Genomic DNA, 19,557 nt, shown 5'->3' with positions numbered 1-19,557 from the left:
CTGGCGATTCAGGTACCGAGCGCGAGCCTCAGCTCCCGTTCGTTGCAGGTTTGCTGATGGCTGAGGTAGTGCTCCAGGAACCGATTGTCCCTGAGCAGCCATTCGCGATCCTGGCGGTAGCGCAACATGTGTTTGAAGTTGCGCAGGCGCAGCCCTTTGCGCAGCGGCTTGCCATAAGCCCTCAGGTCGGCGACGTCGATCAGCCCCAGCGTGTCTTCAGGTGTCAGCACGACGTTGCCCAGGTGCGCGGAGCGAAAATAGATGCCCTTCTGGTGCAGGCCAGCCATGAACTCACCGAGTCGTGCCTGAAGGTCGGCAGGGGCATCCCCGTCCAGCAATTGCCGAAGGGTGCGACCAGGCAGCGGATCGTAATGGACCGCGTCACGGTCGATGGAGGGAATGCGAAAGACCTGGCGAACCCGCGGACACTCAATGCCGCGCTCGTGCAAGGCCTGGCAGTTGTCGGCAAAGCGCCTGGCATACGGCGACCATAGCGCGGAGGTCAGCAGACGCTTGCGCCGGAACAGCTTGAGTATCGAGCCATCGACCAGGCGCAGCACTTTATCCCCTTGGCGATCGGCTTCGAGGACATCGGCACCTTCGCGCAGGTCGAGGTAAACAGTAGGGTCGAGCGTTTGCATCAAGGCTCCAAGGCTTGGCCCGATGGGAGGGGCAGCCGGGTATGTTAGCGCAGTGTGCAGGCGGCAAAAACCGCTGTGGTATAGTCGCGTCAATTTTCACCGGGGCGTTCGCCTTGTTCACGGCTCGCCTGGCGCCGTCTTTCTGGATATTCCATGACGAAAACGCTGTTCATTTCCCTGGCCAAGCACCAGGGTCTTTATTTCAATCGCTTGCTCAACGAAACCGAGCTGCAAGGTAAAGTCGTTTCTCCTCAACACATGCCCTGGCCAAGGTCTTTACGAATTTCCAGGATTGTTTCGCGCATCGATTGGCCGAGCCTGATCGAAGAGAAATGCGAGGAGCGTCGGGTCAAGAAAAAAAACAATGGCGCGCTGTATCGCCTGTTGCTACGCCTCGAACTCCTGTGGATGGCGCTGCGCGCCCAGGCCTTGCTTGACCGGGAGCGCCCCGATGCGTTGGCGTTCTGGAACGGCGCCCATCGTTACTGCCGGTTGCTGGCGGCACTGGCGCCGGCCGGTTGCAAGACCTTCTTCTTCGAAAACGGCCTGTTGCCCAACACCACCACGGTGGATCCGCGTGGCGTGAACTACCTGAACGCGGTTCCGCGCGACGCAAGTTTCTACCTTGATTACCCGCATCCAGTGCCAGAAAGCCAAGCTGCGCCGGTGCTGATTCCTCGTGCGCCACGCAGCGCCGGACCGGCCCCGATCATGCTGCCCGCGCAGTTCGTCTTCATTCCGTTCCAGGATGATCGCGACAGTCAGGTCCGCCTGTTTTCCCCCTGGATCAGGAACATGCGCGATATGTTTGCCTTAGGCGAGCGACTCGCCGAGGAGACAGGCATGACAGTGGTGTTCAAGGAGCACCCGTCCAGCCGCGAGACCTACCCCGAGCTGCACGAGCGCACCCATGAACGCCTGCTCTTCGCCAACGGCAATGCCACGCAACAGTTGATCGAGGCCAGTCAGTTCGTGATCACGGTCAATTCGACTGTGGGGCTGGAAAGCCTGCTGCTGGGCAAGCCCGTGCTCACGCTTGGCCAAGCCTTTTTCAATGTGGAAGGGCTGGTGATGCATGCTGATAATGCCGACCAGGTCATGGCGCTGGCCCGTGGATTCCCGCAATGGCCGCTCGATGAGCGCTTGAGGCGCAACTTCCTTCATTATCTTTCCGAGAGCTACTGCATCAAGGGCAGCTGGAAAAATGCCGATCAGGCTCAATTGCAACGGGTCGCCGATCGGATTTTGAGCAGAACCTGAATGTTCAAAAATATAAAAAGACTTATCGACCAGGATGTCCTGGTGGCATGGGCATCCATTGGCTTTCTGGTTCTTCTATGTGGTGCTTGGGTACTGCCGGAAAACAAGCTTTATCACCAGTTGTTGATTTTCCTGCTGTGGCTGCCTGCCTTGCTGGCGTTGTTCCGTCGGGATTTTCGGTTGTTGCTCAAGCAGCCCGAGTGCGTGTTCTACGCATTGTTCATGGCCTGGACGTTGCTGGTGCTTTGGATCGAGGGAGGAGAGAACGTCCTTGGCAAGGTCAAGGTGACGATCTATGTGACACTGACGCTGTCTGGCATATTGTTGGCGGCACAGAACCGTGCATGGCGGTTCGAGTCGATGTTGCTGTATGCATCGATCGTGGGCGGTTTTTTTGCTTTGGCCTCTTGGGTCTATTTCTATCCGTTCAGCGCCCGGCCTTTCAGCGCGCGGGTACTTGCCATCGGTTTGTGGGACACCGCCATCCCTGCCGCGCATGCGGTGGGCGCCCTTGCGATCATCGGCACATTCATGTTGCAGACCAAACGTTTCAGCCCTTGGGTGATGATGCTTCTGATCATTCCTGCCTTGGGGTACGCGGTATTTTTGGGCTTCAACCAGACCCGTGGTGTATGGATCGGCCTGCTGGCCGGTCTGTTGATGGCGGGCGTGGCGCGACCGTCGCGACTGACCGCAGCATTGATCGCCCCGGTGATTGCCGGGATCGCATTGATCGCTGTATTCGCGCCGGAAATCTTTCTGCAGCGTGGTGTGTCCTACCGTCCAGAGCTATGGGGCGCTGGCATTCGATTGATGCTGGAGCATTGGGCAACAGGGCTGGGTTTCCATGAATATCTCATTCCTATCGCCGAAATCCGGCGACCATTCAAGCACCCCCATAACCTTTTCCTGGATACCGGTGTACGTCTCGGTGTGCCTGGCCTGATGTTGTATGGCTTGCTATGGCTGGCTGCGGGCTGGCGTGGTTGGATTTCGCGTGCGCAACCGCTGGGTCAGGTGCTGCTGATACTGTGGGTCTTCTCCGGCGTGTCATTGCTGACAGATGGCATTGGCCTATGGCTCAAGCCCAACGCGGACTGGCTGATTACTTGGCTGCCCATTGCGCTGAGCATAGTATTGGCGGCTCGGGGTAACCCCGACATCGAGGTTCCCAGTGGGAGTGCTCCTGCCTCCTGACCATGCGGCCGTGCCGTGAGGAGCCCTCCTGACGGCACTCCCACTCCTTCGTCCTGGCTGGGCCAATGTTGCAATTGGTTCGCTGTTACAATCTGCAGCTTGTCTGTCTTTTCAAACGTGCGAGGCGCACCGAATGGCCAATTCCGACCAGCAATCGAGCATGAAAATTTACATGCGATTGCTAAAGTACGTACTCCCGTATTGGGGCGCTTTCGCCGTCAGTATCGTTGGCTTCGTGTTGTTCGCATCCAGCCAGCCGATGCTGGCGGACATGCTCAAGCATTTCCTCGACGCACTGCAAAAGCCCAATGACACCCAGTTCATGGGTGTGTCGCTGGTACTGGGGGTGCCGCTGCTGATCGTGCTGATCGCGGTCTACCAGGGTATCGGTTCTTTCCTGGGCAACTACTACCTGGCCAAGGTCGCCCGGGGTGTGGTCCATGACCTGCGTTGCGCGTTGTTCGATAACCTGCTGACCTTGCCCAACCGCTACTTCGACAACCACAACTCCGGTCACCTGATTTCCCGCATTACCTACAACGTGACCATGGTCACCGGCGCCGCTACCGATGCCATCAAGGTCGTCATCCGGGAGGGGTTGACCGTGGTGTTCCTGTTCGGCTATCTGCTCTACAGCAACTGGAAAATGACCCTGGTGTTGCTGGCGATCCTGCCGGTCATTGCCCTGCTGGTGAGCAGCGCGAGCAAGAAATTCCGCAAGCAAAGCAAGAAAATCCAAGTGGCGATGGGCGATGTGACCCATGTGGCCTCGGAAACCATCCAGGGTTACCGCGTGGTGCGCAGCTTCGGTGGCGAAGGCTATGAGATCGAACGGTTCCACAAGGCCAGTGCCGATAACATGAACCGCAGCCTGGGCATGACGCGCACCCAGTCGATCTACACGCCGATGCTGCAACTGGTGATCTACATCGGCATGGCCGTGTTGATGTACCTGGTGCTTTACCTGCGTGGCGATGCCTCGGCAGGTGAGCTGGTGGCCTATATCACCGCCGCCGGTTTGCTTCCCAAGCCTATCCGCCAGTTGTCCGAAGTCAGCGCCACGATCCAGAAAGGGCTTGCCGCGGCGGAGAGCATTTTCGAGCAACTCGACGAAGAGCCTGAAGTCGATACGGGGACCCAGGAGATGGCCCGGGTCAATGGCCGCCTGGAAGTGCGCAACCTGAGCTTCCAGTACCCGGGCACGGAAAAACTCGTGCTCGACGATATCTCCTTTACCGCCGAAGAGGGTCAGATGGTTGCCCTGGTAGGGCGCTCGGGCAGCGGCAAGTCGACCCTTGCCAACCTCATCCCGCGTTTCTATCACCACGACAAGGGGCAGATACTGCTCGATGGCGTGGATGTCGAGCAATACCGGCTGAACAACCTGCGTCGACACATTGCCTTGGTGAACCAGCAGGTCACGCTGTTCAACGACAGCGTGACGAACAACATTGCCTATGGCGATCTCGCCGGTGCACCGTTCGAAGATGTCCGCAGGGCGGCCGAAGATGCCTACGCCGCCGAGTTCATCGAGCAGATGCCGCAGGGCTACGACACGCTGGTGGGCGAGAACGGTGTGCTGCTTTCCGGTGGCCAGCGCCAGCGCCTGGCGATTGCCAGGGCGTTGCTCAAGAACGCTCCGCTGTTGATCCTCGATGAGGCGACATCGGCCCTGGACACGGAGTCCGAGCGCCACATCCAGGCCGCCCTGGACCAGGTGATGAAAGGACGCACCACGCTCGTCATTGCCCACCGGTTGTCGACGATCGAAAAAGCCGACCTGATCCTGCTGATGGACAAGGGCCGTATCGTCGAGCGCGGCACCCACGCCGAGCTGTTGGCGCTGAATGGCTTCTATGCACGCCTGCACGAAAAGGATTTCGTCGAGGGCGCCGACGAGCCGGCGAAGGAGTCCTTCGTTTGATCTTGAGTTACTGGCGGGCCTGGCGAGAAAGCGGTTGGACCCCGATAGACGCAGCGACTTATGCCCAAGCCTGGCATCAGTTCGGCGGCAGCGTGGCGACACACCCCGATGTGGTCGAGCGCCTGGCCGGGCTGGTGGGTATTCCGGTGCGCTACCTTGGATGGCTCGTCGATGGCCAACTGCGCGCCGCCATGCCCACCTGGGGGCGGCATGTGGCGCTATCCAAGGATGTGCTCAAGCGTGAGGGCAAGCGTGGCATGCTCGACCTGGGCAATGCCGAGGTCATCCTGCCGGTCAGCCAAGGCGCCCAGGTTCGCCTGCGGCACCGCGTGCGGTATGTGTCCGAACTCAATGCACCGCACGTCACTGGCCTCGTCGAGCAACCGGAAGGCCTGGCGCTGGCGCGCGAGCCAGAGGACTACAGCAAGAAGTTCCGCTACAACCAGCGCCGCGAACAGCGGCTGCTGGAAGACGCGGGGGGCAGTATCCGGCCCATGCTCGAACTGACCCCCGGCGAACAGGCCGCCGTGTATGCCGACCTGTTCCAGCGTCGCTGGAATTTCGAAGTCCCGGGCAAGACGCATCTGGCCGAGGTGTTCAGCCTGATGCGCGAATTCATGACTGGGTCGCTGATTTATCTGAATGACGAACCAGTGGCGATCCAGATTCTGTATCGGGTCGAGGCGCCCGGCTGGTTCAGCCTGGAATATATCAATGGCGGGGTTGATCCGCAGAGCCGCGACTTCAGTCCGGGCAGCGTGCTCAGTTTCGTCAACACCCAGACAGAGTGGGAACTCGCCCGGGCAGCGGGCAAGCCGCTGCGCTACTCGTTCGGTCGCGCCGATCGCGAATACAAGGATCGCTGGTGCAACCGGGTTCCGGTCTATCAGGTTTGAGGGAGCACACGCAGCCCATGAGAGAGAGAAGAGAACCGTGAGCGCACGCAAGCAGCAACTGCTCAAACGCCATCGTCAACGCAAGCGCCTGGTACTCGCTGGCGTGCTGCTGGCGGCGTTGGTGCTCGGTTTTACGGTTTCGTGGTGGTCGTTGCCGGTATTTCTCCTGCTGGGCTGGGTTGCCCACGAAGCCTGGTTCTCCGACCATCTGTTCTATGCCCCGGGGGACGATTATCGCTATGACTTCCCGCCAGGTACGCCTCGGTTTCCCGTCAGTTCGATGGGGGGGAAGCTGCAACTCACGGGTGAATTCGACGCCGGGCAGACGCTGATCTTGCAGGTACGGGTAAAAAGCCATTGGCTGGGACGCTTCCTCGACCCCCAAGTCTGGATTGGAGATGATCGCCAGGATCTCGAACGGGGCGTTTTCGGCGAGCGTTTTCTCAACCTGTCCGGACAAGGTTCGGCACTCGCGGATGGCACCCTGGCATTGCGCGGGCGTTTTTGCAGCATTGCCCCGCAGGCTACGTTGCATGTGCTGAGCAATCCGGATTTCGGCCAGCAGCGCCTGCTCATCGTCGCGCCCCACGCCGATGATGCCGAACTCGCTGCATTCGGGCTGTACAGCCGTGCCAGCGATGTGGCTATCGTGACGCTGACCCAAGGGGAAATCGAAGCCGAGCGCTATCGCGACATGGGCCTGGACCCCGCCGAGGCCGCTCGTCTCAAGGGGCGCTTGCGCAGTTGGGACAGCCTGGCCGTGCCGTTATGGGGAGGCGTGGCGCAACAGCAATGCGTGCAGCTGGGTTATTACTGCCTGCAATTGGAAGCCATGGCGAGGGCACCGGACCAAGGCTTCGGCTCGCGGGAATCAGGCGAGAGCGATATCCGCCAGGCCCGCAGGTTCAATGCCTTGAGCCTGCCGGGTGACAGTGATGGCTTGCCGACGTGGCGCAACCTGGTGGCCGACCTGGCACGTCTGCTCGAACATCACCGGCCCGAGGTGGTGTTGACGCCGCATCCCGAGCTGGACCCGCACAGCGATCATGTCGCCAGCACCCGAGCGCTGATGGAGGCGATCGAGCTCAGTGCCTGGCGGCCGCGGACCTTGCTGCTCTATGCCAATCATCTGCACGACAACGACCGCTGGCCGATGGGGCCGGCAGGCCATGGCATTGCGCTGCCGCCGGCCATCGAACCCTTGCCGGCCGATGGGTTGTGGAGTCCGTCGTTGGACGCTTCCACCCGTATGGACAAGGCCATGGCCTTGGGCATGCAACATGACTTGCAGGGGCGTCCTCCGTTCAAGCGGCGTTTGCGCCGCGCCATCCAGCGCCTGCTGGCCGGGCGCCGCTGGCCGCGCACCGGAGAAGACGAGTTCTTCCGCAAGGCGGTCCGGCGGCATGAGCTTTTCTGGGTTCGGCATTTGGACGCCTCGTCGCAGGATGATCGCCAGGCCAGCCGCTCCTGATTCGTTGACGTGCCCGAGCCCGCCTGTGCTTTACTTTTGAGCAGCCGGCAGCGCTGGGAGATGCTTGATTCATGGAAAAGATGTCAAAGGTATCGACACATCAACAGAACTCGCCTCACGCCTCGACGGTTTCCCCCGAGGCCAGGGCCGCGATCAAACGCCAACAACCGCTATGCGTCTGGCTGACCGGGCTTTCCGGGGCGGGGAAGTCGACACTGGCCAATGCGCTGGAAGTGCGGCTGCACGAGCAGGGGCTTCACACCAGCCTGCTTGACGGTGACAACCTGCGCCGGGGTTTGTGCAGTGACCTGGGCATGACGCCTGAAGCGCGCAATGAGAATATCCGACGCATCGCCGAGGTGGCGCGGTTGATGGTCGACGCAGGGTTGATTGTCATCGTTGCGGCCATCTCACCCTTTCGATCCGACCGTGAGGCGGCGCGCAAGTTGTTTCCCGAGGGCAGCTTCCTGGAAGTCTATGTCAGCACGTCCTTTGAGGTCTGTGCCCAGCGGGATCCAAAGGGGCTTTATCGGGAAGCGCGTGCCGGCCGCTTGAAGAATTTCACTGGCCTCGACAGCCCGTACGAAGCTCCCCTGGCCCCCGAGGGCAATATCGACACGGGCGGCCTGGCGCTGAGCGAGGCCTGCGAGCGGTTGTGGGCATTGGTACGGCGTTGCCCCTGAAAGCGGCTATTGCATCCGGTTGCAGCCGTGCAAGAGCCTTCCTCAACCCTGTGCTAATATCGCGCCCCTGTTCATTTTGTATGTGGGATGCTCCATGAAGTTGTCCATGCCGCGATTCGATCAAGCCCCTGTATTGGTGGTCGGCGATGTCATGCTCGACCGCTACTGGCATGGCGGTACCTCACGGATTTCCCCTGAGGCGCCGGTACCGGTGGTCAAGGTCGAGCACATCGAGGACCGCCCCGGTGGTGCCGCCAACGTTGCCTTGAATATCGCTGCCCTCGGGGCGCCGGCGTCCCTGGTGGGTGTCACCGGTGACGACGAGGCCGCCGACAGCCTGACCAACAGCCTGAAGGGGGCGGGCGTACGCGCGATATTCCAGCGCGTTGCGCACCAGCCGACCATCGTCAAGCTGCGGGTCATGAGCCGTCACCAGCAACTGCTGCGTATCGATTTCGAAGAGCCGTTCGCCACCGATCCCCTGGCCCTCGGTGCCGAGGTCGACAAGCTGCTCGAAGGCGTCAAGGTCCTGGTGTTGTCGGACTACGGCAAAGGCGCGTTGAAAAACCACCAGTCGCTGATCCAGGCCGCCCGTGCCCGTGGCATCCCGGTCCTGGCCGATCCCAAGGGCAAGGATTTTTCCATCTACCGGGGCGCCAGCCTGATCACGCCGAACCTCAGCGAGTTCGAAACCATCGTTGGCGGTTGCGTCGATGAACACGAATTGGTGAGCAAAGGCGCGCAGTTGATGCAAGACCTAGACCTCGGTGCCTTGCTGGTGACCCGTGGCGAGCACGGCATGACCTTGCTACGCCCCGACCACCCGGCGCTGCACCTGCCGGCCCGTGCCCGTGAAGTGTTCGACGTGACGGGTGCCGGCGACACGGTGATTTCCACCCTGGCCGCGGCGATCGCTGCCGGTGAGGAATTGCCCCACGCGGTGGCCTTGGCGAACCTGGCGGCGGGCATTGTCGTCGGCAAGCTTGGCACGGCCGCCATCAGCGCCCCCGAGCTGCGTCGCGCCATCCAGCGCGAGGAAGGCTCCGAGCGCGGCGTGTTGGGCCTGGAGCAGTTGCTGCTGGCGGTGGACGACGCCCGCGCCCATAACGAAAGCATCGTCTTCACCAACGGCTGCTTCGACATCCTGCATGCCGGCCACGTGACCTACCTCGAGCAGGCCCGGGCCCAGGGTGATCGCCTGATCGTCGCGGTCAATGACGATGCCTCCGTCAGTCGTCTCAAAGGACCCGGGCGTCCGATCAACAGCGTCGACCGGCGCATGGCGGTCCTGGCTGGCCTGGGCGCGGTGGACTGGGTGATCAGTTTCAGCGAGGGCACGCCGGAAAACCTGCTGCGCCAGGTCAAGCCGGATGTGCTGGTCAAGGGCGGTGACTACGGGATCGATCAGGTCGTGGGCGCGGACATCGTCACGGCCTACGGCGGTACCGTGAAAGTGTTGGGGCTGGTGGAAAACAGCTCGACGACGGCGATTGTGGAAAAGATCCGCAATAACTGAGCTGTTTCACAGTCGAGCTGAACGCTGTGGTTGGGGAGCTTTTGTGGCGAGGGAGCTTGCTCCCGCTTGGGTGCGAAGCGCCCATAAAAAATGGGGTTGCTGCACAACCCAGCGGGAGCAAGCTCCCTCGCCACAAAAGCGCTCTGAGTCGTGTGGTTTCTAACGAGCCACCTTGCGCGGCACGATCTTCTTGAGCAACTGCCGGGCCTTGCCCTTGAGTCGGGTCAGGCCCGACTCCTTGCCCGGTGGCGTCAGCCCTTGCTGGCGCAGCCAGTCCTTCCAGCGAATCCGCTCGTCGCGCACCAGCCAGCCGTCCTGCCGGGCGAAACTTTCCGCCAGGTACAGGCCACGGGTGCTGGCCGGGTGCAGTTGATCCTTTTTCAAGGTGTACAGCTCGGGCAAGGGCTGCCCGTCCTGCAAGGGCATCAGGTACAGGTCCGGGCGCTTGCGGTCCAGACGGGCCACCAGTTGGTCACCTTCCAAGCGTTCATCGACGTGAAACAGGCTCAGGGACTTGGCTTCCTTGGGCACATCCAGGCGCAAGTCATAAATCAATTGCAGCGATGCCGTCGGCAGGTGCACGTAGGCCCGTGGCCGCTCGATCAGCTGCAGATTGGCGCTGCGCACCGGGCGGGCCGAGCCCGACAGCGGCGTCAGGCGAAACGGCAAGGCTTCGCGGTAATGCAGGGCCGTGGCGTAGGGGGCCGGCAGCCAGGTGTCGTTGAAGCGTCCACCTAGCCAGCCTTCAGGAGTTTCCAGCAGGCACTCTTCGGCAATTTCGCTGATGGCGGTGAGCAGCGGCAGGTTCAGTTCGTGGGCCGGGACATAGCCGGAAATCAGCTTGAGCACCACGTCGCCGCGATCCTGCCGACGCTGGCGTACCAACACCCAATAATCGCGGTTCTGCCAATGCAGCGTCAGGCGCACCGAGACGCCCAGGTTGGCCAGCTCCAGGGAAAAACGCTCGGCATCGGCCACCGCGACAGGGCGGCGGCGCTGCAAGGTCTGGGCGAAATTCAGCGGCATCCCGACACTCTGGTAAGTCAGGCCTTCGGGGGTCGCTTCGACGAACAGGGGCAGGGTCTTGAAGTTGCTTGGGTTCTTTCTGATGAGCGTACGCGGCATGTCGGCTCCTTCCTTCAGGCCGCGTAGGGCGGCGTCAGTGTTTACGCAGGACCGTGGCGACGGTCGCGACGTTGTGGGCGAGGTGCAGCGGATTGATGGTGCCGACAATAGCACTGGCGACCCCAGGATGCTCAAACAACAGTTCGAAACTGGCGCGAACCGGGTCTACCCCGGGGCTCAGGCAGACGTGGCCGCTGGCCAGGGCTTTTTTCACCAGGATCGCTTTGCCGTGTTTGCTGGCGTAGTCAATGACAGCCTTTTCGTTTCGTTCGTTCAGATTGTAGGTGACCATCGCGCAATCGCCTTGCTCCAAGGCTTTGAGGCCGCCGTCGACGGTCTTGCCGGAAAAACCGAAGCCGCCGATCTTGCCCTCGCGCTTGAGCGCCGCCAGCGTCGGGTAGACCTCGCTGTCGTTGAGGATCGCCAGGTCGTTGCCGTCGGAATGCACCAGGACCAGGTCGATATAGTCTGTTTCCAGGCGCTTGAGGCTGCGCTCCACCGAGAATCTGGTATGGGCGGCGCTGAAGTCATGGCGCGACTGGCCGTCACTGAATTCTTCGCCGACCTTGCTGACAATCACCCAGTCTTGGCGTTGGCCGCGCAGCAGCGGGCCAAGGCGTTCTTCGCTGCGGCCGTAAGCGGGCGCGGTGTCGATCAGGTTGATGCCCAGGTCACGCGCCAGTTTGAGCAGCATGCGCGCTTCGTTGTCATCGGGAATTTGAAACCCGTTGGGGTATTTGACGCCCTGGTCGCGGCCCAGCTTGACGGTGCCCAGGCCCAGGGGGGAAACCCGCGGGCCGTTATGGCCGAGGGGGCGATAGAGATCATGCAGGGTCGCTTGGATCATGGCAGCAGTTGCTCCCAGGCAGGTACGCCCATGGGCGGCTTCGGCAGGTCCGGCAGCGGGGCCGGGTGACTGGGCTGGATGCCATCGCGTTGCAGCGCGTTGAACACCCGATCGGCGAAGTCCGGGGCCAGGGCCAGTTTGGTCGGCCAGCCCACCAGCAGGCGCTCCTGCTCGGCGAGGAAGGCGTTATCCGGGCGGGTCAGGCCTGATTGCAGCGGTTCGGCGCGGTCAACCCTTAGCGTGGCCCATTGCGCGGTGCTGAGGTCGACCCAGGGCAACAGTTGGCCGAGTTCTTTCTGGGCGGCGGCGATCTGTGCCGCAGGCTCGCGGGCGACGGCATCACCTTCGGCAAGGTCGCCCCCCAGGTACCAGACCCATTGGCCATCGGCGGCGGGATGGGTGGTCACGGTGACGCGTGGCTTCGGTCCGCCGCCCAGGCAATGGGCGTAAAGCGGCTTGAGGCTCGGGCCCTTGACCAGGACCATGTGCAACGGCCGGGTTTGCATGGCCGGCTTGTCCAGGCCCAGGGCCTTGAGCAGGTCGGCGGTGCCAGCGCCCGCGCTGAGGATAATGCGTTGGGCACGGACCTCGCGGTCGTCGACCTTCAGCCCGACCAGCTCACCGGCTTCGCGCAGTGGCTCGATGCGCTGCCCGGCCAACAGACTGTCACCGGCCAGCTCCGCCAGGCGCGCGATCAGGCTGGGGACATCGACCACCAGTTCGGCCAAGCGATAGACCTTGCCCTTGAAGCGCTTGTCTTGCAGGGCCGGCGGCAGTTGATCGCCCTTGACCTGATCCACTCGTCCGCGCACGGCCTTGCTGGCGAAGAAGCTGGTGAGGTTGCCGGCCAGGGTGCCGGGAGACCAGAGGTAATGGGCATCGGACAGCATGCGCACACCGGACAGGTCCAGCTCGCCTTCACCCTTCAGGGCTTCGCGCCAGCGGCGCGGCATGTCGGCGATGGCTTCCGAGGCCCCGGTCAGGGCGCCATGCAAGGCGTACTTGGCGCCGCCATGGATGATGCCTTGGGATTTGACACTCTGCCCGCCGCCGAGGCTGGCGCTTTCCACCAGCACAGTCGAGAACCCCTGGCGACGCAGGCGGGCGTTCAGCCAGAGGCCGGCGACGCCTGCGCCGACAATCAGAATGTCGGTGGAAATAACGGATGACATGAGCGACCTCAGTGTTCAAGACGAGGGCGCAGTATACAGACTCGCTACGCAGGGCATTTGTTGGCGATCAACGTCGGCCACATGGGAGCAAAGCTTTTGTGGCGAGGGAGCTTGCTCCCGCTGGATCGCGCAGCGGTCCCAAGCTTTTTGGGGCTGCTGCGCAGCCCAGCGGGAGCAAGCTCCCTCGCCACAAGTGTGTTTCAGCTCAATATCGGTGTGTTCCAACTCAATGGCAGTGTTTTCAGTGCCCAGCAGTCTTGGAAAAGAGTTGGATCACGACAACCCCAAGAACAATCAACGCCATCCCCAGCATCGCCGGCACGTCCAGTTTTTGCCCGTAGATGAACAGCGCCGCCACGCTGACCATGACAATCCCCAGCCCGGCCCAGACTGCATAAGCCACGCCCACCGGTACGGTGCGCACCACCAGCGTCAGCATCCAAAAAGCGGTAGCGTAGCCGACGATGACCAGCAGCAAGGGCAGGGGTGTGCTCAGGCCCTTGATCGCTTTCATCGAAACGGTGGCGATCACTTCGGCGCAGATGGCAATGGCCAGGTAGTAGTAGGCGTTCATGGGCGATTCCTCTTTGACGGTTGCGTCTTTCGATGTGGCCATTCTAGAGATCACTCAGATGCGGTAAAGTCATTACCTATCTGTATTGGAGATAGGTTGAGCCATGAACGTGCAGTGGAACCTGGAGCAATTACGGTTGTTTGCCGAAGTTGCCGAGAAACGTTCGTTTTCCGCCGTGGCCCGGGACCAGCGCAAGGCGCAATCGGCCATCAGCAGTGCGATTGCCTTGTTGGAGGACGATTTGGGGGTGAGCCTGTTCGACCGCAGCAGCGGTCGCCAGCCTAAACTCACCGATGCGGGCGTGGCGCTGCTTGAGGAGGCCAGGGAAGTGCTGCGCCAGTGCGAGCGCCTCAATGGCCGCGCCCTGGCCTTGATGCGCGGGCAGGAAGCGTCGCTGCGCCTGGCCCAGGACGAGGCCATGCCCTATCAGCCGGTCATCGACAGCCTGGCGGCCCTGGCCGAGCAATTCCCCACCCTCGAAGTGCAACTGGCCAGCGCCGCCCAGGGCGACGTGGCGCGCAAACTGGTGGAGCGGCGCGCCGACCTCGGCTTGCTGTTCTATCACGACCAGATCCCCGAGGCGCTGGAGCGCCGGGTGCTGGGCAGCGTCGAGATGGTCACGGTGTGTAGCCGGGGCCATCCTTTGGCGAACCACGCGTATGTGAGCTGCCGGGACATGGCCCGGCACCGCCAGTTGCTGATGGCGACTCAATCGAGTGTCTATCCCGGTAGCGAGCAGGCCAGTCCGCAGGTCTGGCGGGCCGACAGTTTCTATGTGTTGGCCGAATGGCTGAGGAGTGGCCTGGGCTGGGCGTGGCTGCCACGGCATGTGGTGCAATACCCGGCGTACCTGGGCGATATGATCGAGCTCAACAGCGAATGGACCCCGCCGGCCCTGGTGGTGGAACTGGTCTGGCGCCGCGATGAACCCCTGGGCCCGGCCGCTCGTTGGCTGGCGGAACGTTTTGCCGTGCAGTTGCAGGCGATCGGCTGAAAAACCGATAAACTCCGCCGCCATGAACAGAACTCTCTATAGCGCGTTGTTTTATCTGGGGCTGCCACTGGTAGCGATTCGGCTGTGGCTGCGGGCCCGCAAGGCGCCGGCTTATGCCCGGCGCATTGGCGAGCGGTTCTCCTGGGGGCTGCCGGTCATGGCCCCAGGGGGCATCTGGGTGCACGCGGTGTCGGTGGGCGAGAGCATTGCCGCCGCGCCAATGATCCGCGCCTTGCTGCAACGTTATCCACAGCTGCCAATCACCGTCACCTGCATGACGCCCACCGGATCGGAGCGGATCCGGGCGCTGTTCGCCAACGAGCCGCGCATCCAGCATTGCTATCTGCCTTATGACTTGCCGTGTGCGGCCAAGCGTTTTCTCGACCGGGTGCGCCCATCCCTGGCGGTGATCATGGAAACCGAGCTGTGGCCCAATCACATTCACCAATGCGCCCGGCGCGGCATTCCCGTGGCCCTGGCCAACGCGCGGCTGTCGGAGCGTTCGGCGCGGGGTTATGCCCGCTTTCCCAAGCTCACCCGGCCGATGCTCGCCGAGATGAGCCTGTTCGCCGTACAGACCGAAGCCGAGGCCGAGCGTTTTCGCCAATTGGGGGCTCGGGCGGAAACCGTCGAGGTCACCGGCTCGATCAAGTTCGACCTGACCATCGATCCGCAGTTGCTCGAAAGTGCCAGTGCCTTGCGCCGTGAGTGGCACGCGATGGACCGCCCGGTGTGGATCGCCGCCAGCACCCATGAGGGTGAGGACGAAGTGGTGCTGGCCGCCCATCGTCGGCTGCTCGACAGTTATCCCGATGCGTTGCTGATCCTGGTGCCGCGTCACCCCGAACGCTTCGACTCAGTGCATCAACTGTGTGTAAGCGAGGGTCTGGTCACGGTGCGGCGCTCCGGTGGGCAACCGGTTACCGCCCAGGCTTCGGTGTTGCTCGGCGACACCATGGGCGAACTGCTGTTTCTCTATGCGTTGGCCGACAGCGCGTTTGTCGGTGGCAGCCTGGTGCCCAATGGCGGGCACAACCTGCTCGAACCGGCGGCCCTGGCGAAACCGGTGCTCAGTGGGCCGCACCTGTTCAACTTCCTCGAAATCGCCGCGCAACTGCGTGCCGCCGGTGCGCTGGCGGAAGTGGAGGATGCCGAAAGCCTGGCCCTGGCGGTCCAGCGCCTGTTCGAACTGCCCCGGGACGCCCAGCGCATGGCCGAGGCGGGGCTTGCGGTGATGCGCCGCAATCAGGGCGCGTTGCAGCGATTGCTGGATGGGTTAGGGCGGTTGCTCGGCTGAGCTGTTGTGGCGAGGGAGCTTGCTCCCGCTCGGCTGCGAAGCAGCCGCTAACCGGTCATCACGATTCTGACTGCCAGAGCGCGGTGACTGGTTTTGGGCCTGCTTCGCAGGCCAGCGGGAGCAAGCTCCCTCGCCACAGGAGGACTTGTCGCAGATGCGCTACTGCGCTGGCCGCGAGCGCAACTGCTGTGCCGCCGCCTGTGCCAAGTCCGGCGGCAGGAAGTCCTTGTCCGGGTTGTAGTCGGGCTTGAGGTAGCGGGACAGGGCTTGCAGGTCCTCCGGACTCAACGTCCCGGCGGCCTGCTTGAGGCGCAGGTTGTCGAGGATGTAGTCATATCGGGCGTTGTTGTAGTCGCGCACCGAGGTGTACAGCTGGCGCTGGGCGTCCAGCACATCGACGATATTCCGAGTGCCCACCTGGTAGCCGATTTCCGTGGCGTCCACCGCGCTCTGGTTGGAGATGATCGATTGGCGCCGGGCCTGGACCTGTTCCACATCGGTGTTCACCGCGCGATGCAGGTTGCGGGTGTTTTCCACCACCTGGCGGCGCAGGGCTTCGCGTTGCTGCTCGGTCTGGGTGAGTTGCGAATAGGACTCGCGAACCTGGGAGCTGGTCAGCCCGCCGCTGTAGATCGGAATACTCAATTGCAGACCGATGGTGCGTTGCTCCGCGTCGCCACCGTAGCGCTGGCCGGTGGGGCTCGGGTTGGTAAAGCCGAGGCCGTCGTTGTCACCTTTGCGGTACTGGGCGATTGCATCGAGGGTTGGCGCGTGGCCGGCCTTGCGCTGGCGCAAGGTGTCTTCGGCGGCGTCGACGGCGTAATTGCTGGCCAGCAGGTTGAGGTTCTGCTTGGCGGCAGTGTCTACCCAGGCCTTGGCGTCGTTGGGCGCCGGCGGCAGGATCGGCAGGGTGTGGACGACGCCCTGGATCGAGTTGTACTGGCGGTTGGTCAGGGTGATCAGCGCTTCGAAGGCATCTTCGACCTGGCGTTGCGCGATGATCCGGTTGGCCCGCGCGGTGTCGTAGCTGGCCTGGGATTGCAGCACGTCGGTCTTGTCCGACAGGCCCACGTCGAAACGTTCGTTGGACTGGTCGAGCTGGCGCTTGAACGCGGCTTCCTCGGCCTTGGTCGAGGCCAGGTTGTCCTGGCTGCGCAGCACATTGAAATAGGCTTCGGCGCTTTGCAGGATCAGGTTCTGCTCGGTGGCAGACAACTGCAGCGATGCCTGCTCATTGACCGATTTGGCCGCTTGCAGTTGGAACCAGCGGTCGGCGCGGAAAATCGGCTGGGACAGCGTGGCCTGGTAGACCGTGGAGCTGCGGGTGGCGGTCATCGCCGGTTGGTCGAGCTCGGTACGGGTGTTGTTCAGGTCGGCACCGGCCGAAAGGTTGGGCAGCAGCCCGGCGCGGGCCTGGGGCACCACTTCCTTCTGGGCGCCATACTGGGCGCGGGCGGCGGCCAGGTCGGCGTTGTTGTCCACCGCTTCCTGGTACACGCTGACCAGGTCGGTCAGGGTGGATAAAGGCGCTTCGGCGGCCCAGGCCATTCCATTGGACGCACAAGACACGGCGAGGGCCAGTGAGAGTTTGCGCAACATGAGGCGATCCCTACGTTCAAATTGAATGCGCATAACAGGCGCGCGGCGTAGCGAGTGTAGTTGTGCCTGGGCACGGCAACAATCCTGTATATGCGCCATTCATCACGCCTTTTGCCCGGGCGATGGCGTTCTGTCGTGGTTGTGTCTAGACTGGCCGGGTTCTTGTCGGGGTGCCTTGCTATGAGGCTGAGATCGAATAATTTCGGATCCCGTTGAACCTGATCAGGTTAGCGCCTGCGTAGGGAACAAGATTTCTCGTCACCCGGCGAGTCCTCTTGTGCTTCGTCCGGGATGTCGTTCGACCCTTGAACGCACTCGAGCAGCAAGCACAGCGTCCGCACTTCCGTGCAGGGACGCGTCCATTCGTTACAGGTTCGCTCCGACAAAAATCCACTGCCTGGATGTGTGTCTGGAGAGCCCGTGATGACGACAAAATCAAAAAACGCGACCAACCTCAGTGAATCGGCCCAAGTCGATCAGCAATCGGTTCAGCCCTTTACCCGCTCGCAAAAAATCTACGTCCAGGGCAGCCGCCCGGATATCCGCGTGCCCATGCGCGAAATCAGCCTCGACGTGACCCCCACTGACTTCGGCGGTGAAATCAACGCGCCGGTGGTGGTCTACGACACCTCGGGGCCGTACACCGACCCGAACGTGATCATCGACGTGCGCAAAGGCCTGGCCGACGTGCGCTCGCCATGGATCGAAGCCCGTGGCGACACTGAGCGCCTGGCGGGCCTGAGTTCCAACTTCGGCCAGGAGCGCTTGGCCGACCCCGAGCTGACCAAGCTGCGCTTCGCCCACGTGAACAACCCGCGTCGCGCCAAGCCGGGTGCCAACGTCAGCCAGATGCACTACGCGCGCAAAGGCATCATCACCGCCGAGATGGAATACGTCGCCATCCGCGAAAACATGAAGCTTGAAGTCGCCCGCGCCGCTGGCCTGCTTGACCAGCAACACGCCGGGCACAGCTTCGGCGCCAGCGTGCCGAAGGTCATCACCGCGGAATTCGTGCGTGACGAAATCGCCCGGGGCCGTGCGATCATCCCGGCCAACATCAACCACACCGAACTGGAACCGATGATCATCGGCCGTAACTTCCTGGTGAAGATCAACGGCAACATCGGCAACAGTGCGCTGGGTTCGTCCATCGAAGAAGAAGTGGCGAAGCTGACCTGGGGTATCCGTTGGGGTTCGGACACGGTCATGGACCTGTCCACCGGCAAGCATATCCATGAAACCCGCGAGTGGATCATCCGTAACTCGCCCGTGCCGATCGGCACCGTGCCGATCTACCAGGCCCTGGAAAAAGTCGGCGGCGTGGCCGAAGACCTGACCTGGGAATTGTTCCGCGACACGCTGATCGAGCAGGCCGAGCAGGGCGTCGACTACTTCACCATCCACGCCGGCGTGTTGCTGCGTTATGTGCCGATGACCGCCAAGCGCGTCACCGGTATCGTCAGCCGTGGTGGTTCGATCATGGCCAAGTGGTGCCTGGCGCACCACAAGGAAAACTTCCTCTACACCCATTTCGAAGACATCTGCGAAATCATGAAGGCCTACGACGTCAGCTTCTCGCTGGGCGATGGCCTGCGTCCGGGTTCGATCGCCGACGCCAACGACGAAGCGCAGTTCGGCGAGCTGGAAACCCTCGGCGAGCTGACCAAGATCGCCTGGAAGCACGACGTGCAATGCATGATCGAAGGCCCTGGCCATGTGCCGATGCAGTTGATCAAAGAGAACATGGACAAGCAGCTCGAGTGCTGCGACGAGGCGCCGTTCTACACCCTCGGCCCGCTGACCACCGACATAGCGCCGGGCTACGACCACATCACCTCCGGCATCGGTGCGGCGATGATCGGCTGGTTCGGTTGCGCCATGCTTTGCTACGTCACGCCGAAGGAACACCTCGGCTTGCCGAACAAGGATGACGTCAAGACCGGGATCATCACCTACAAGATCGCTGCCCACGCGGCCGACCTTGCCAAGGGCCACCCGGGCGCGCAGATCCGCGACAACGCCCTGAGCAAGGCGCGATTCGAGTTCCGTTGGGAGGACCAGTTCAACCTCGGCCTCGACCCGGACACCGCCCGCTCGTATCACGACGAAACCCTGCCGAAGGACTCGGCCAAGGTGGCGCATTTCTGCTCGATGTGCGGGCCGAAATTCTGCTCGATGAAAATCACCCAGGAAGTGCGCGAGTACGCGGCGAACCAGCGTATTGAAGCGGTGGATGTCGATGTCGCGCAGGGCTTGGCGGAGCAGGCTGAGCGGTTCAAGAAGGAAGGTAGTCAGCTTTACAAGAAAGTGTGATTTGAGCTGAGGGCGGCGGTGACCTTGCTGCCGCCTTCGCGAGCAAGC

At 62.4% G+C, this 19,557-nt stretch carries 16 protein-coding genes and 1 riboswitch; of the genes, 10 read left to right on the top strand and 6 right to left on the bottom strand.

Annotated features, from left to right (window positions below):
- Nucleotides 1–8 precede the first annotated feature (8 nt).
- Entirely contained in the window at nucleotides 9–641 is a 633-nt protein-coding gene (locus HU715_RS25865) for a BUD32 family EKC/KEOPS complex subunit (protein WP_186708059.1), read from the bottom strand.
- Between the two features lie 153 nt (nucleotides 642–794).
- Between HU715_RS25865 and HU715_RS25860 the strand changes: the two genes are divergently transcribed.
- The 7 genes from HU715_RS25860 (at nucleotide 795) to hldE (ending at nucleotide 9,588) form a co-directional block, all read left to right on the top strand.
- Nucleotides 795–1,901, top strand: coding sequence for a capsular polysaccharide export protein, LipB/KpsS family (locus tag HU715_RS25860; protein WP_186708057.1), 1,107 nt, complete (start codon nucleotides 795–797; stop codon nucleotides 1,899–1,901).
- Between the two features lie 42 nt (nucleotides 1,902–1,943).
- Nucleotides 1,944–3,098: an O-antigen ligase family protein gene (locus HU715_RS27575; RefSeq protein WP_217884361.1), complete on the top strand. Its 1,155-nt coding sequence runs from the start codon at nucleotides 1,944–1,946 to the stop codon at nucleotides 3,096–3,098.
- A 133-nt stretch (nucleotides 3,099–3,231) separates the two neighbouring features.
- Entirely contained in the window at nucleotides 3,232–5,022 is a 1,791-nt protein-coding gene (gene msbA, locus HU715_RS25850) for a lipid A export permease/ATP-binding protein MsbA (protein ID WP_186708053.1), read from the top strand.
- Complete coding sequence (locus tag HU715_RS25845; protein WP_186708084.1) at nucleotides 5,022–5,918, top strand: GNAT family N-acetyltransferase; 897 nt, start codon at nucleotides 5,022–5,024, stop codon at nucleotides 5,916–5,918. Before msbA ends, HU715_RS25845 begins: the two co-directional genes overlap by 1 nt.
- A gap of 37 nt (nucleotides 5,919–5,955) precedes the next feature.
- Nucleotides 5,956–7,389, top strand: coding sequence for a PIG-L deacetylase family protein (locus HU715_RS25840; RefSeq protein WP_186708051.1), 1,434 nt, complete (start codon nucleotides 5,956–5,958; stop codon nucleotides 7,387–7,389).
- 80 nt (nucleotides 7,390–7,469) lie between these two features.
- Nucleotides 7,470–8,072: an adenylyl-sulfate kinase gene (gene cysC / locus HU715_RS25835; protein WP_437182519.1), complete on the top strand. Its 603-nt coding sequence runs from the start codon at nucleotides 7,470–7,472 to the stop codon at nucleotides 8,070–8,072.
- 94 nt (nucleotides 8,073–8,166) lie between these two features.
- A complete protein-coding gene (hldE, locus tag HU715_RS25830) occupies nucleotides 8,167–9,588 on the top strand; it encodes a bifunctional D-glycero-beta-D-manno-heptose-7-phosphate kinase/D-glycero-beta-D-manno-heptose 1-phosphate adenylyltransferase HldE (protein WP_186708047.1) in 1,422 nt (473 codons plus the stop codon).
- A 159-nt stretch (nucleotides 9,589–9,747) separates the two neighbouring features.
- Here hldE and HU715_RS25825 read toward each other — a convergent pair whose 3' ends face one another.
- From HU715_RS25825 to HU715_RS25810, 4 genes are all read right to left on the bottom strand, one after another.
- Nucleotides 9,748–10,713 (bottom strand): hypothetical protein, encoded by a 966-nt coding sequence (locus HU715_RS25825; RefSeq protein WP_053117832.1) that lies wholly within the window; start codon nucleotides 10,711–10,713, stop codon nucleotides 9,748–9,750.
- A 34-nt stretch (nucleotides 10,714–10,747) separates the two neighbouring features.
- A complete protein-coding gene (locus HU715_RS25820; RefSeq protein WP_186708045.1) occupies nucleotides 10,748–11,560 on the bottom strand; it encodes an aldo/keto reductase in 813 nt (270 codons plus the stop codon).
- Complete coding sequence (locus tag HU715_RS25815) at nucleotides 11,557–12,732, bottom strand: NAD(P)/FAD-dependent oxidoreductase (RefSeq protein WP_186708043.1); 1,176 nt, start codon at nucleotides 12,730–12,732, stop codon at nucleotides 11,557–11,559. Before HU715_RS25815 ends, HU715_RS25820 begins: the two co-directional genes overlap by 4 nt.
- Nucleotides 12,733–12,973: 241 nt before the next feature.
- Nucleotides 12,974–13,306, bottom strand: a complete 333-nt coding sequence (locus HU715_RS25810) for a DMT family transporter (protein WP_046065574.1) — start codon at nucleotides 13,304–13,306, stop codon at nucleotides 12,974–12,976.
- Between the two features lie 103 nt (nucleotides 13,307–13,409).
- Between HU715_RS25810 and HU715_RS25805 the strand changes: the two genes are divergently transcribed.
- Nucleotides 13,410–14,300, top strand: a complete 891-nt coding sequence (locus HU715_RS25805) for a LysR family transcriptional regulator (RefSeq protein WP_186708041.1) — start codon at nucleotides 13,410–13,412, stop codon at nucleotides 14,298–14,300.
- A gap of 22 nt (nucleotides 14,301–14,322) precedes the next feature.
- Entirely contained in the window at nucleotides 14,323–15,597 is a 1,275-nt protein-coding gene (gene waaA, locus HU715_RS25800) for a lipid IV(A) 3-deoxy-D-manno-octulosonic acid transferase (protein ID WP_186708039.1), read from the top strand.
- 159 nt (nucleotides 15,598–15,756) lie between these two features.
- On the opposite strand, the gene HU715_RS25795 is transcribed toward waaA, so the two are convergent.
- On the bottom strand, nucleotides 15,757–17,196 hold the full coding sequence (locus HU715_RS25795) for a TolC family outer membrane protein (RefSeq protein WP_186708037.1): 1,440 nt from the start codon (nucleotides 17,194–17,196) through the stop codon (nucleotides 15,757–15,759).
- 156 nt (nucleotides 17,197–17,352) lie between these two features.
- Nucleotides 17,353–17,458, top strand: a riboswitch (TPP riboswitch).
- 161 nt (nucleotides 17,459–17,619) lie between these two features.
- On the opposite strand from HU715_RS25795, the gene thiC reads away from it, so the two are divergent.
- Complete coding sequence (thiC, locus tag HU715_RS25790) at nucleotides 17,620–19,509, top strand: phosphomethylpyrimidine synthase ThiC (protein WP_186708035.1); 1,890 nt, start codon at nucleotides 17,620–17,622, stop codon at nucleotides 19,507–19,509.
- Nucleotides 19,510–19,557 lie beyond the last annotated feature (48 nt).

Source organism: Pseudomonas zanjanensis (assembly GCF_014268745.2).
Lineage (GTDB): Bacteria > Pseudomonadota > Gammaproteobacteria > Pseudomonadales > Pseudomonadaceae > Aquipseudomonas > Aquipseudomonas zanjanensis.
Note: the sequence above shows the minus strand (reverse complement) of the source record. Positions and strands in the feature narration are given on the sequence as shown.

What these genes read in the sequence shown, in the direction of transcription:
- waaA (WP_186708039.1), top strand. Translation starts at nt 14,323, where the DNA reads ATGAACAGAACTCTCTATAGCGCGTTGTTTTATCTGGGGCTGCCACTG.
- HU715_RS25810 (WP_046065574.1), bottom strand. Translation starts at nt 13,306, where the DNA reads ATGAACGCCTACTACTACCTGGCCATTGCCATCTGCGCCGAAGTGATC.
- HU715_RS25820 (WP_186708045.1), bottom strand. Translation starts at nt 11,560, where the DNA reads ATGATCCAAGCGACCCTGCATGATCTCTATCGCCCCCTCGGCCATAAC.
- thiC (WP_186708035.1), top strand. Translation starts at nt 17,620, where the DNA reads ATGACGACAAAATCAAAAAACGCGACCAACCTCAGTGAATCGGCCCAA.
- HU715_RS25860 (WP_186708057.1), top strand. Translation starts at nt 795, where the DNA reads ATGACGAAAACGCTGTTCATTTCCCTGGCCAAGCACCAGGGTCTTTAT.
- hldE (WP_186708047.1), top strand. Translation starts at nt 8,167, where the DNA reads ATGAAGTTGTCCATGCCGCGATTCGATCAAGCCCCTGTATTGGTGGTC.
- HU715_RS25815 (WP_186708043.1), bottom strand. Translation starts at nt 12,732, where the DNA reads ATGTCATCCGTTATTTCCACCGACATTCTGATTGTCGGCGCAGGCGTC.
- msbA (WP_186708053.1), top strand. Translation starts at nt 3,232, where the DNA reads ATGGCCAATTCCGACCAGCAATCGAGCATGAAAATTTACATGCGATTG.
- HU715_RS25825 (WP_053117832.1), bottom strand. Translation starts at nt 10,713, where the DNA reads ATGCCGCGTACGCTCATCAGAAAGAACCCAAGCAACTTCAAGACCCTG.
- HU715_RS25795 (WP_186708037.1), bottom strand. Translation starts at nt 17,196, where the DNA reads ATGTTGCGCAAACTCTCACTGGCCCTCGCCGTGTCTTGTGCGTCCAAT.
- HU715_RS25865 (WP_186708059.1), bottom strand. Translation starts at nt 641, where the DNA reads ATGCAAACGCTCGACCCTACTGTTTACCTCGACCTGCGCGAAGGTGCC.
- cysC (WP_437182519.1), top strand. Translation starts at nt 7,470, where the DNA reads ATGTCAAAGGTATCGACACATCAACAGAACTCGCCTCACGCCTCGACG.
- HU715_RS25805 (WP_186708041.1), top strand. Translation starts at nt 13,410, where the DNA reads ATGAACGTGCAGTGGAACCTGGAGCAATTACGGTTGTTTGCCGAAGTT.